The sequence below is a fragment of the Enterovirga rhinocerotis genome, from assembly GCF_004363955.1.
In the GTDB taxonomy this organism is placed as follows: domain Bacteria; phylum Pseudomonadota; class Alphaproteobacteria; order Rhizobiales; family Beijerinckiaceae; genus Enterovirga; species Enterovirga rhinocerotis.
Genome location: NZ_SNZR01000011.1, coordinates 255944 through 268775 on the forward strand (window position 1 = coordinate 255944; position 12832 = coordinate 268775).

General features: G+C 71.5%; 10 protein-coding genes. 7 read left to right on the forward strand and 3 right to left on the reverse strand.

What is annotated here, in order from left to right:
• Positions 1–315: 315 nt before the first annotated feature.
• Entirely contained in the window at positions 316–3783 is a 3468-nt protein-coding gene (locus tag EV668_RS01800; protein ID WP_133768141.1) for a molybdopterin-dependent oxidoreductase, read from the forward strand.
• Here the strand turns inward: EV668_RS01800 and EV668_RS01805 are convergent, their stop codons facing one another.
• The gene (locus EV668_RS01805; RefSeq protein WP_133768142.1) at positions 3784–4644 is read right to left on the reverse strand and encodes a 2-keto-4-pentenoate hydratase; all 861 of its coding nucleotides are present in this window, start codon (positions 4642–4644) and stop codon (positions 3784–3786) included.
• Positions 4645–4731: 87 nt separating this feature from the next.
• A complete protein-coding gene (locus EV668_RS01810) occupies positions 4732–5136 on the reverse strand; it encodes a tautomerase family protein (protein ID WP_133768143.1) in 405 nt (134 codons plus the stop codon).
• A gap of 85 nt (positions 5137–5221) precedes the next feature.
• On the opposite strand from EV668_RS01810, the gene EV668_RS01815 reads away from it, so the two are divergent.
• From EV668_RS01815 to rpsD, 6 genes are all read left to right on the forward strand, one after another.
• The gene (locus EV668_RS01815) at positions 5222–6067 is read left to right on the forward strand and encodes a LysR family transcriptional regulator (RefSeq protein ID WP_133768144.1); all 846 of its coding nucleotides are present in this window, start codon (positions 5222–5224) and stop codon (positions 6065–6067) included.
• 51 nt (positions 6068–6118) lie between these two features.
• A complete protein-coding gene (locus EV668_RS01820; RefSeq protein ID WP_133768145.1) occupies positions 6119–6913 on the forward strand; it encodes an RNA methyltransferase in 795 nt (264 codons plus the stop codon).
• A 19-nt stretch (positions 6914–6932) separates the two neighbouring features.
• Complete coding sequence (locus EV668_RS01825; RefSeq protein ID WP_133768146.1) at positions 6933–8186, forward strand: alpha/beta fold hydrolase; 1254 nt, start codon at positions 6933–6935, stop codon at positions 8184–8186.
• 80 nt (positions 8187–8266) lie between these two features.
• Positions 8267–9568 (forward strand): flavin monoamine oxidase family protein, encoded by a 1302-nt coding sequence (locus EV668_RS01830; RefSeq protein ID WP_133768147.1) that lies wholly within the window; start codon positions 8267–8269, stop codon positions 9566–9568.
• A gap of 119 nt (positions 9569–9687) precedes the next feature.
• Positions 9688–10608, forward strand: coding sequence for a glutamate racemase (murI, locus tag EV668_RS01835; RefSeq protein ID WP_133768148.1), 921 nt, complete (start codon positions 9688–9690; stop codon positions 10606–10608).
• A gap of 168 nt (positions 10609–10776) precedes the next feature.
• Positions 10777–11394, forward strand: coding sequence for a 30S ribosomal protein S4 (gene rpsD / locus EV668_RS01840; RefSeq protein WP_133768149.1), 618 nt, complete (start codon positions 10777–10779; stop codon positions 11392–11394).
• A 177-nt stretch (positions 11395–11571) separates the two neighbouring features.
• On the opposite strand, the gene EV668_RS01845 is transcribed toward rpsD, so the two are convergent.
• Positions 11572–12747: a DUF6600 domain-containing protein gene (locus EV668_RS01845; protein WP_133768150.1), complete on the reverse strand. Its 1176-nt coding sequence runs from the start codon at positions 12745–12747 to the stop codon at positions 11572–11574.
• Positions 12748–12832 lie beyond the last annotated feature (85 nt).

The window sequence follows — 12832 nt, forward strand, 5'->3', positions numbered from 1 at the left end:
CGGACGCCGGAGACCTCTCCGGGCTTCGCGTCCAGGCTCGATAGGCGTGGTTCGGCCTTCGAAAGCAAGACGGTGGAGGATCGCAAACCGTCTCGGCATGGGGGACATGCAAGGCCCGCTGCCCTTCTGCTGGCTCGGTGGCCGAGCTCGCCGATGCCGGCTCGAGCGCCGTGCCCCCTCCATGCGACGGCGATGCTTTCGGACAAAAGCGCGGGAGGCGATTCCGCCGAGGGCGCAACGGCTCTAAGCTTGCATCCTCTCCATCTCTGGTCCGACGCCTTGCGTCGGCCTTCCCCGAACGAGGTGACACGGCCGATGACGACGCAGGGCGAGACCACCGGGCCAGGGCGCCGCGAGGTGCGCGGCTGGTGTGCGCTGTGCCGGTCGCGCTGCGGCTCGATCTCGGTGGTCGAGAACGGTCGGCTGGCGGAGGTCAGGCCGGATCCGGACCATCCGACCGGCGGCGCGCTGTGCCCCAAGGGGCGGGCGGGGCCGGAAATCGTCCATTCGACGCGCCGCATCCTGACGCCCCTGCGCCGCACGCGCCCCAAGACCGATCCCGATCCGGGCTGGGAGCCGATCGGGTGGGACGAGGCGCTGGACACGGCGGCCCGGGCGCTGGATGCGGCCCGGCGCGAGATCGGCCCCGAGGCCGTCGGCTTCGCCGTCACGACCCCGAGCGCGACCGGAATGGCGGACGGGCTCGACTGGGTCGACCGCTTCATCCGCCTCTTCGGCAGCCCGAACAACGTCTACGGCACCGAGGTCTGCAACTGGCACAAGGACCACACCCACGCCCACACCTTCGGCTGCGGCATCCCGGTGGCCCAATACGCCAAGGCCCGGCTGATCATGCTCTGGGGGCACAATCCCTCGAATGTCTGGCTCGCCCAGGCGAGCAAGATCGCCGAGGGGCGCCGGGCCGGCGCCAGGATCATCGTGATCGATCCGCGCCGTTCGGCCCATGCCGCCGATGCCGATCTCTGGCTGCAAGTCCGTCCCGGCACCGACGCTGCGCTCGCGCTCGGCCTCTCGCACCTGCTTCTCGCGCGCGAGCGCTACGACGACACCTTCGTGAGGGCCTGGACGAACGCCCCCCTCCTCGTCCGCGAGGATGACGGCGGCTTCCTCCGCGCGAGCGATCTCGCCGATGGCCGCGAGGATGCCGAGGGTTTCGTGGCCTGGGACGGCGAACGGGGCGCGGCCGTCGCGGTGGATACGCGGTTCCCGACAGAACGGCCCGGACGCTTCGCCCTGGACGGCTCGGTCGTGGTCGCGACGCGCGCCGGCCCGGTCGCCTGCCGCCCCGCCTTCGCGCATTTCCGCGAGGCTTGCCGGCCCTATGACCCGGCGACGGTCGAGCGCATCACCGGCATCCCGGCCGCGGACATCGCCCGAGCCGCCGATGTCCTGGCGGAGGCCGGGCGCGACGTCGCCTATCACGGCTGGACCGGCGTCGGGCAGCACGCCAATGCGAGCCAGACCGATCGCGCCATGGCGACGCTCTACGCCCTGACCGGAGCCTTCGACACGGAGCGGGGCAATCTGCGCGTCGCCAAGCAGCCGGCGGCCCCCCTGTCGAGCGTCGACCAGCTGACGCCGGAGCAGCGGGGCAAGGCGCTCGGGCTCGACAAGCTGCCGCTCGGGCCGCCCTCGATGGGCTGGATCATCGGGTCCGATCTCTACGACGCGGTGCTCGACGAGAAGCCGTATCCCGTCCGGGCGCTCGTCGCCTTCGGCTCGAACCTCCTCCTGTCGCAGCCGGATGCCGGGCGCGCCCGCGCCGCTCTGGAGCGTCTGCCCTTCCACCTCCATTGCGACATCTTCCATTCGCCGACCTCGGCCTATGCCGACATCGTGCTGCCGGTCGCGACGCCCTGGGAGCGCGAGGCGCTGCGGTTCGGCTTCGAGCTGACACCGGAATCGGAGGAGATCGTCGCCTTGCGGCCGGCCGTGCTGCCGGCGGCCGGCGAATCCCGCTCCGACATCGCCATCGTCCTCGGGCTCGCCGAGAGGCTCGGGATGGCGGACGAGTTCTTCGGCGGCGACGTCGAGGCGGGCTGGGACCACATGCTCGCCCCGCTCGGCCTGTCCGTCGCGGACCTCCGCCGCCACGGCGGCTCCGTGCGCGCACCCCTCCGGACGACGCCCGAGAGACATGCCGGCCCCGCCGGTCCCGGCGCAGCGGCCGGCGCGGTGCGGGGGTTCGACACGGAGACGCGGCGCGTCGAGCTCTATTCCGCCGAGTTGCTGCGGCACGGCTATTCGCCGCTGCCGGTCCATGTCGAACCGGCTCTCGGCAGGGCCGCGTCCCCAGCCTATCCGCTGACGCTCGTCTCCGCGAAGACCGGCCATTTCTGTCACAGCCAGCATCGCGGCATCGCCTCGCTCCGCCGGCGCTCGCCCGATCCGGTGGTCGAGTTGCACCCCGACCTCGCGCGATCCAGGGGGATCGTCGACGGCGATTGGGCTCGGATCGCGACGCGGGTGGGGGAGGCGCGGTTCCGGGCGCGGATCGAGCCCTCTCTCCGGCCCGATACGGTGGTCGCGCAGAACGGCTGGTGGCAGGCCTGTCCGGATCTGGGTCTGCCCGGCTATGCGCCGCTCGGCCGGAACGGCTCCAATTTCAACGCGCTGATCGGGCCCGAGGCCGCCGCTCGCGATCCGATCAGCGGCGCGCCGGCCCTGCGCTCCTTCGCCTGCGACATCCGCCGCGACGAGGCTATCGCCGCGAGCTGGGACGGGTTCCGGAGGCTCAGGGTCGCCGCCGTGGAACCGGAGGCGGACGGGGCCGTGTCGCTCGCGCTCGTGGCGGAGGATGGCGCGTTGCTGCCCGGCTTCCGGCCCGGCCAGTACCTGCCCCTGCGCGTGAGGCCCGACGAGGGCGGGCAGCCGCTGCTGCGCAGCTACTCGCTCGTCGGGGCGGCCGAGGAGGACGGCACGCCGGCCTATCGGATCACGGTCAAGCGCATCGAGGCCGATGCGCTGCGCGCCATCGAGGCGGGCCGCGCCTCGACCGCGCTGACGCGGCACGTCGCGGCGGGAGACTTCGTCGAGGCTCGGATGCCGGCCGGACGCTTCGTCCTGCCGGTCGCCGCCGATTTCCCTGTCGTCCTGATCGCGGCGGGGATCGGCATCACGCCCTTCCGATCCTATCTCGAAACGCTGCTGCGCTCCGAGCATAGGCCCGAGGTCCTGCTCCTCCACGGCAGCCGGGACGGCGACCGGCACGTCTTCCGCGAGGAACTCGCCGCCCTCGCCGCCGCGATGCCCGAACTCGTCGTCGTCAACGCCTATTCCCGCCCGACCGCTTCCGACCGGATCGGTGCCGATTTCGAGGTCGCAGGCCGGGTCTCGGCCGATCTCGTGCCGGACGATCTCATCGCGCGGCGCGCCCGCTTCTATCTCTGCGGGCCGGAGGCGATGATGCGCGAGGCGACCGACGGGCTGCGCCGCCGCGGCGTCTTCCCGTTCGAGATCTTCCGGGAGGCCTTCACGGCGGCCGACATGCCGTCCGGGCGGGCGGCGATGGTCTCGCACCCGGTGCGCTTCGCCCGGTCGGGGCGCGAGGCCGTGTGGACACCGGCTGCGGGCAGCCTGCTCGATTTCGCCGACGGACTCGGTCTCGACCTGCCGGCAGGGTGCCGGGTCGGGCAATGCGAGAGCTGCCTCGTGCCGCTCGTCTCGGGCAGCGTCGCCGTCCTCGCCGACACGGAGATCGAGGCCGATTGCTGCCTCACCTGCCGCTCGGTCCCGACCTCTGCACTCGTGCTCGACGCCTGATCACTCGAACGTCGCCGAAACCTTCGGCGTGCCCGGCAGGCCCTCGTAGCGCACGGTGACGGTCGTGCCGGGCTTCGGCGGCAGGAGGGGCGAGAAGGAGCCGACGCTGATGAGGTCGCCCGCCTTCAGCTTGCGGCCGGAGGCGGCGAGATCCGCGACGAGCCAGGTGACGGCGTTGAGCGGATTGCCGAGGGTCGCCGCGCCCGTGTTCTCGGCGAGCACCGTGCCCTTGTCGTCGGTCATGACGATCTTCACCTCGGCGAGCGCCTTGAGCGTCTCCGGGTTCGGCTGGAGCGGCACCTCGGCGCCCGCGACTCCGAGCCGGGCTCCAACATTGATGGCGAGGAGTTGCGGCGCTTCCAGCTTCTCGCCCTGGGCGAGGGCGAGATCGGGCATCTCGATGAAGGGCCGCATCGCCGAGAGGGCGGCGAGCGCCTCCTCCGGCGTCTTGGCCGTGTTGATGCTCTCGTCCTTGACGACGAGCAGCATGTCGGCCTCGAAGACCGGCCGGGCGCCGAAGGCCGCGGGCACCTTCGAGCCGTCGGCGAGGATCATGCTCGACAGGAGGATGCCCGCGACCGGCGCGGTGGCCTTGAAGCGCTCCTGCACCGGCTTCGCGGTCAGGCCGGCCTTGTAGCCGACGACCCTATCGCCCTTGCCGATCGCGGCCACGAACTTGTCGCGGGCGCACACGGCATCGGCCATCGTCTCGACCGGCATGCCCTTGGCGGGCTTCTTGGCTGTCCAATCGGCGGCGAATCGATCGACCTCGGCCTGGTCCGGACAGGCGGCGAGGGCGGGGCCGGTCGCCAGGGCGAGACCGATGGCGGCGATGAGGGCGGCCGTGCTGCGCGTGACCATCAGATCCTCCCGACGAGCGACGATGCTGAGGCTCGCGCTCTTGGGAGGATTTGTGCGCCAGCCGCGGCCGGCTGTCACGTGGCTTCCCTATCCCGGATGGGCGGCGGCCCAGCGGCCGTTCTGAGTGCGGCCGCCATAGCCGTAGGCGTCGCCGTCGACCGCATGGACGAGGATGTAGCTTTCCTCGTGGAGGGGCCCGATCAACCGTTCCATCGCGGCGAAGGTCTCGCGGACGAAGGCCGTCGTCTCCGCCTTGGTGTTGGTCCCGGCGGTGATCTTGATGTCGAGCCAGAAGGCTGCCTTGCCGTCCTCGACCGGCTTGCGGCCGGCCACGAACCAGCCGTCGGGATCGGCCGCTTCGACGAGGATCGCCGTGACGCCGGCATCCTTGCCGAGGTGTTCGCACGAGAGCTTCGGCACCTCCATGGCAATGGCTGTCCTGAGGGACGGTGTGGGAGCCGGCGTGACGTAGCGGAGGGTGATCATGGGCATGGGATGTCTCCTGTGCCCAAGACATGCCGCCTGTTTGTCTATTGTAGAATTGCATGATGATGCATTGTCATCATAGTCTTTTGGTATGTCTCTGGATCTATCCTCGGTTCGGCTGTTCGTCCTCGCAGCCGATCTCGGCAGCCTGACGCGGGCCGCGGAGGCGGCGGGTACGGTCCAGCCCGTCGTCAGCCAGCGGCTCAAGGCGCTCGAGGCCCGGGTCGGCCGGCGTCTGCTCGACCGCTCGCCGCGCTTCGTGCGCCCGACCGCCGACGGCGCCGCCTTCCTCGTCCGCGCCCGCGCCCTGATCGCAGCCCATGATCATGCCTTGCGGTTCGAGCCGGATCCGGAGATCCGGGTCGCGATCGGCGTCAGCGATCATGCCTTGGGCATCGGGTTGACCCAGGTGCTGCGGGGGATGCGGCGGTCGCTCCCACCTCAAGCCTGCGCCGAGCTGAGAAGTGGCCTCTCGCACGATCTGCGCCTCGCCTTCGAAGCCGGCCGACTCGATGCTGTCGTCCTGCGCCGTGAGAGCGGGGCGCAGGACGGAGAAGTCCTCGGCATCGATCCCCTGGGTTGGCGGGCGGCCGAGGATCTGGCGCCGGTCGCCATCGGCGCCGTGCCGCTCGCCTTGTTGCCGGGGCCGTGCGGCGTTCGCTCCGTCGCGATCCACGCCCTCGAGGAGCGCGGCATCGCCTGGCGCGAAGCTTTCGTCGGGGGAAGCTGCGCGGCCCTTCTGGCAGGGATCCGGGCAGGGTTGGGCATCGCGCCGATGGGCCGTCTCGCGGCGGGCGGAGAGCCGGATCGCGGGCCCGAATTCGGGTTGCCCGCTTTGCCGCCGTCCGAGATCGTGCTGTTCGCCCGAACGGGAAACGCGATCCTCTCGAAAGCGGTCTCGCTGCTCGCGACCGGGATCAGGGCGAGCTTGCGCTAGCCTGCGGCCTCATGCGACCTCGCGGGCTCGACCTCCCGCCGATCGGAAGCCGTGACCGAAGCAGACGCGCTCAGAGCCCCCGCCATCATTCTCGTCGAGCCGCAGATGCCGCAGAATATCGGCATGGCGGCGCGGGCCATGGCGAATTTCGGCCTCGCCGAGTTGCGCCTCGTGGCGCCTCGGGAGGGCTGGCCGCATCCGGATGCGAGCGGCCCGGCGGCGGGCGCGGACCACATCCTCGAGCCCGCCCGCGCCTTCCCGACGACCGCGGCGGCCATCGGCGACCTTCACTTCGTGCTGGCGACGACGGCCCGCTCGCGCGGCCAGATGAAGCGCGTGCTCGGGCCGGAGGAGGCGCTCGCCGAACTCGCGCGCCGCGCGGCGGCCGGCGAGCGGACCGGCATCCTGTTCGGACGGGAGCGGACCGGTCTCGAGAACGACGACGTCTCGCTGGCGGACGCGATCCTGACCTTCCCGGTCGATCCGGCCCATGCCTCGCTCAATCTCGCCGCGGCGGTGATGCTGGCTGGCTACGAATGGACGCGCGCGGTCGGCCGCGGGCTGCCCTTCGACGCGCAGGACGAGGCGCGCCCTGCGGCGCGCGAGGCGGTGACGGGGCTGTTCGCGGCGGTCGAGGAGGCGCTCGACGAGGCCGGCTTCTATCCACCGGCCAAAAAGCCGGTCATGGTCCGCAACATGCGCGACATGTTCCACCGGATGCAAATGAGGGAACAGGACGTGCGGACATGGCGCGGAGCCGTTCGGGCTCTCGTCGAAGCCCGGGCGAGGCGAAATGCGGGGGGGCATCTTGGTCGATCTTCTGATAAGGAAGAAGGAACGTCCTAAAGCGAGTCCGCGCCCGGTCATGTTCCGTCGCCCTGCTCTGACGCTGGCCCTTGGGCTCGCGCTCACCGCCATCGGCTTCGACAAAGCCTCCGCCCTGTCGTCGCCGACCCAGCCGAAGAGTGGGCCGGGCTCGACGCCCGACACGAAGACCGAGGTCGTCAAGCGCGCCATCGGCAAGCCGGGAGACGTGACCTATGTCTTCCACGCCGCAGCCGCGCCCGAGACCCCGCGCAGCGTCGTCGTCGTCTTCCACGCCTGGGGCGCGACGAACCCGATCGTCTACGGCGCCTGGATCGACCACCTCGCGCGCCGCGGTCATCTCGTCCTTTATCCCGGCTTCCAGGAGGTCGGCCGCACGAGGCCGAACGACGCGACCGAGCGGGCGGCCGCGCTCGTCAAGGAAGCGCTCGCGGAACTCGCCTCCGATCCGCAGGCGAAGCCCGATCCCGCGAGCACCATCTACCTCGCCCATTCCGCCGGCACCGGCGTCGCTGTGAACCTCGCGGCCCGCGCGTCCGAGCTCGGGGTCGAGGCGCCGAAGCTCGTCTTCACGACGATGGCGGGCGGCATCGCGAGGGACGAGGCGTCGAAGGGCATCCAGCTCGCCGACCTCTCGACGATGGCGCCGTCGATCAATCTCGTCACCATGTCCGGCGACCAGAACAACCTCGCCGCCGACCGGACCTCCCGCCGAATCCTGCGCGAGGCATCGAACGTCCCGGTCGAGCGCAAGCTCTTCATGCGGGCCGCATCCGACGACCACGGCTTTCCGTCCCTGACCGCGACGCTGGCCTCGCCGGGCGGTGCGAAGGAGGGCTACGGCACGGACACCATCAAGCTTCCCGCCGCCGAGGCGCCGCCCCCCCAGACCGACGCGCGCGGCCGTCGGATCCGCCAGCCAACCCCGGCGCGCGTCGCGTGGTCGGCCGACGCCCAGCTCAGCGGAGAGCAGCGCGTCCTGCTGCAGCAGCTTCAGCGCAACAGCGTCGATACGCTCGACTGGCTCGCCTATTGGCGGACCTTCGACATGCTGATCGAGGCTTCGCTCGCCGGCAACGATCTCACGGCTTTGCGCCAGGAGCCGACCTTCCTCGACATGGGCCGCTGGACGGATGGCTGGCCGGTCCGCCGCCTCGGGGCGGAGGTGCCGCGGGCTGCGGATGCGGCTGCGACGCCGGTGGTGCCGCGGGCGGCGACGCCGGGGTCCCAGATCCAGAGCAAGCAGCCCGTCACGCGCCGCCGGACCGAGCAGCAGCGGCGGCGTAAGCAGTGAGGGCGGCAGCGTTTGGCCGCTGAGGGGAGCATCCGATCCCGAGGCTCGATCGACGCAGTCTGATCCTGGCGGCCGGCGCGATGGCCGGTTCCGCCGTGACGTCGCGCGCCTCCGATCAAGGCCGCTCCGAAACGCGATCGGCCTCCGAGGTCGACGTCGCGATCGTCGGGGCGGGGGCCGCCGGTCTTGTCGCCGCGAAGCGGCTCATCGCGGCGGGGCACACGGTTCTCATCCTCGAGGCGCGGGACCGGATCGGCGGGCGAATCCTCACCGATCGCCGGCTCGGCGCGCCGTTCGACGCAGGGGCCGTCTATCTGCATTGGGCCGAGCGCAACCCGTGGCGCGGCATCGCCACCTCGCTCGGCGCGGAGTTGCGCGAGGAGGAGGGCGGCGGCTTCTTCGGCATCTTCGCCGACGGCATCGCGCTGCCCTCCGACATCCGGGCGCGCCGCTGGTCGGCCTTCCGGCGTCTCGACGGGCTCATCGCCGCCGGCTCCCGGCCCGACCGCTCCGTGGCCGATGCGGCGAAGGCCGGGGGCGGCGATCCGGATGACGGCGCAGGCGGCCTCACCCGGCTGACGCTCGGCGAGGAGCCGGATCGCGTCTCCAGCGCCGATTACGACCAGCTCTGGGCCGGCGACGACCTTCTCCTTCCGGAGGGGTTCGGCACGCTCGTCACGCGGTTCGGGGCGGGGTTGCCCGTCCGTCTCTCGCAGCCCGTGCGCCGGATCGACTGGAGCGGGCGCGGCGTCGCCCTGGAGACATCCTCCGGCACGCTCCGCGCGAAATGCGCCATCGTGACGGTTCCCATCGGCGTCCTTCAGGCGGATGCCATCGCCTTCCGGCCCGCTCTTCCGGCCGCGACCCGCGATGCGATCGGCGGTCTCGGCATGGGCGCCTATACGAAGATCGCGCTCCGGATCGACCGCGCCGCGCTCGGGAGCACCGAAATCGCGGATGCGATCGACGTCGGCTCGGGTCCGGACGCCGTCAGCTTCGACGTCTTCCCCTTCGGCCGCGATCTCGTGCTCTGCCTGCTCGGGGGCGATCACGCGCGGCGGCTCTGCGAAGCCGGCGAGGCGGCGGCCGTCGACCATGTCACGGAGCGCTTCGGTCGCGTCTTCGGTGCAAACGCCAAGGCCGCGGTGCGGGGCGGTGTGCTCTGCGGCTGGTGGAGCGACCCCTTCTCGCGCGGCAGCTATTCGATCGCCCGGCCGGGGCGGCTTGAGGCTCGCCTCGCCCTGCGCCAGCCGATCGGCGGGCGCATCTGGCTCGCGGGGGAGGCGAGCGCCGGGGGCGGGGCGATGACCGCCGGCGGCGCGGCGCTGGAGGGCGAACGCGCGGCGAACGAGATCGGCCGCCGCCTGCGCAAGGCGAGCTGATCGCCTCATTCCCGCCGGTTCGCGCCGGCACGGTGCGCGGGCACGCCGACCGGACGGTGAATAGCCGTTAACCGCCTCGACCTATCGTCGCCCGATCGGCCCCATTTCGTCGCGTCGCCATGCCCCAACCATCCATCGACCTCCTGGCAGGAATCACGACCCGTCCCGTCTCGGCCGCCCGGCCCCGCCCGACGATCCTGCTGCTCGATTCCGGCGTCGGCGGATTGACCGTCCTCAGGGAGGTGCGGCGCGCGCGGCCGGACGCCGATTACGTCTATGCCGCGGACGATGCCGCCTTCCCCTATGGCGACTGGGCCGAGGAGCCGCTCGTGCGCCGCGTCGCGGACGTGACCGGGACGCTTGTCGAGCGTTACGCGCCCGACCTCGTCGTCGTCGCCTGCAACACCATCTCGACGCTGGTCCTGCCGACCCTGCGCGAGCGTTTCCGGCTGCCCTTCGTCGGCACCGTGCCGGCCATCAAGCCGGCCGTGGCCCAGTCGCGGACCGGGCGGATCGCGGTGCTCGCGACGCCGGGGACGGTCCGGCGCGACTACACGCGCGGCCTGGTCGACGCTTATTCGGGCGGCTGCGCCGTCGATCTCGTCGGCTCGACCCGTCTCGCCGCCTTCGCCGAGGCGGAACTCGCGGGAGAGCCGGTCCCGGACGAGCATCTCGCGGCCGAGATCGCGCCCTGCTTCGCGGAGCGGGGAGGGCGCTGCACGGACGTCGTCGTCCTCGCCTGCACGCATTATCCGCTTCTCGTCGAGCGCATGCGCCGCCTCGCGCCCTGGCCGGTCGCCTGGATCGATCCCGCCTCGGCCATCGCGCGCCGCGTGGTGCAGATCCTGGGTGACGCGCCGCCCGGCACGGTCCCGAGCGACGCGCCCGGCCTTGCCGCCTTCACCGGCGAGGGGAGGGCGGGCGAGGCTCTGCGGGCCTCGCTCGGGGCGTTCGGCCTCGGCCGGATCGAGACGGGTCTCCTCCCGGTTCCGCCCTCGGCGCGCGACACCATGATTGACGCCGCCGCCGCCGCGGCCTAGAGGAACCGCAGCGCGCGGTCCGAAAGGGCCGCGCGTCGTCTTTCACGCGACCCGTGGGCCGGTTTCGAAACCCGGCCCTGTCGCCTTCGCCGAGGGTTTCGATCCGCGGAGAAGGAGAGGAGGGCGCGATCCTGCCCGATCGTTCGGGCGCCAAACGAGGATACGCGAATGTCGAAGCGCATTACGGCGAAGCACAAGCTCGATCGCCGCATGGGGCAGAACATCTGGGGCCGCCCGAAGAGCCCCGTCAACAAGCGCGAATACGGCCCCGGCCAGCACGGTCAGCGCCGCAAGGGCAAGATGAGCGACTTCGGCACGCAGCTGCGCGCCAAGCAGAAGCTCAAGGGCTATTACGGCTCGATCACCGAGAAGCAGTTCCGCCGCTACTACGCCGAGGCGATCCGGATGAAGGGCGACTCGGGCGAGAACCTGATCGGCCTGCTCGAGCGCCGCCTCGACGCCGTCGTCTACCGCGCCAAGTTCGTGCCGACCGTGTTCGCGGCGCGCCAGTTCGTGAACCACGGCCACGTCAAGGTGAACGGCGTGCGCGTCAACATCCCGTCCTTCCTCGTGAAGGCCGGCGACGTGATCGAGGTGAAGGAAGGCTCGCGCCAGCTCGAACTCGTCGTCGTCGCCGCGCAGCTCCCCGAGCGTGACGTGCCGGACTACATCGAGGTCGACCACTCGAAGATGACCGCCCGGGTCACGCGCGTGCCGAGCCTCGGCGAGGTGCCCTATCCGGTCCAGATGGAACCGAACCTCGTCATCGAGTTCTATTCGCGCTGATGCAGCGGGCCTTCGGGCCCGTCATCGCCGCAGCGAGGCCGCCTCCGGGCGGCCTTTTTGTTTTGGGCCTGGGTCGTTCGACCGGATCCATGGGTCCCATGACGGTGCGTCCGCCGGTTCGGGACGCCGGAAAACGGGGCGGAAAGCCGCCCCGTTTCCGAATCGTGTTTCAGATCTTCAGCGCCGGCCGGCGAAGCGGGCCCCTCCGCCGAAGCTGCGCGGGGCGAACTGAGCCCGGGCCTGCATCACGGGACGGGCGGTCATCGCGGGCCTGGCCTGGAAGCCGCCGGGCCGGGCGATGGCCGGCCTCGCCATCGGGAACGGCCTCTGGAGCTGGGCCGGCCTCACGAAGGGTGGGCGGACGAGCTGCTGGCCGGCGAGGGTGCCGCCATTCGACATCGTTCCTTTCGGGCCGCCCACCGGGCCGATATTGCACGGCGCCTTGATGCACATGATGGGATCGGAGCCCTTGCCGGGGCCGCTGCCCGCGCCGGTGCCAGTTGCCGGCCCCGTGCCGGTTCCGGGACCCGTGCCGCTGCCTGTTCCCTTGTCGCTGCCCGTTCCCTTGCCGGGCTTTCCGGTCGTGACGATGATGATCGGTCCGAAGGGGCCGTGCTTGTGGGGGCCGTGCCAGTGCGGCGGGCGGCCGTGCGGGAAGGGCCGGGGGCCGGGGATGTAGATGGGCGGTCCGGCGACATAGCGCGTGCCGAAGGCCGGAGCTGGCGCATAGGCCGGTGCCGGCCCGTAGACGGGGGCAGGCACTGGCGCCCGATGGGCGACCGGGGCCGGAGGAGCCGGCGCGCGGCAGCCGGCGTTGAAGCTCTGCGCGTCCTGGCTCTGCCAGCCGCCGGTCGGCTGGCCGCCGTCGATGTCGGGGCCGAGCGCGGCCCAGCTCACCCGGCCGCTCTCCGTATTCCACTGGACCCAGCCCGGGCCGTAGGTGGCGTCGGCGATCCACATCCAGCCGCCCTGCTGATCGAAGGCCCAGCGGCCGTGATGATGGACGATGCTGCCCCACTCGGTCGGATCCTGGTAGCTCCACGCAGCCTGCTGGCGGTCATAGGTCCAGCGGCAGCCCGGATAGGGCGACCAGCCGGCGGGCACGGTGCCGGGGGAGGGCGTCCAGACTTCGCCGTAGCGCGGATGGTTCGAGATCGAGCCGTAGCGCTGGAGCACGTCGCGGAACTGGGCGAGCGCCGGATTGGCGGCCTGCTCCTGCGGGGCCGGGGGCTGGGACGCCGGGGAGAAGCCCTGTCCGTTGCCCTGGGCCGAGGCCGGGGAGAGGGAGATCAACGTGGCCAGCACGAGCGACGATGCGATCGTGGCCGTGCCGATGGTCGTGGTCCTGGACATCTGACGCTCCTGCTCGCGTGTTGCGTCGATGTGTCGTCCGGGTTTCGGGAAAGGTTCGAAGAAACGAAGCCGCGGTCCCAAGAAA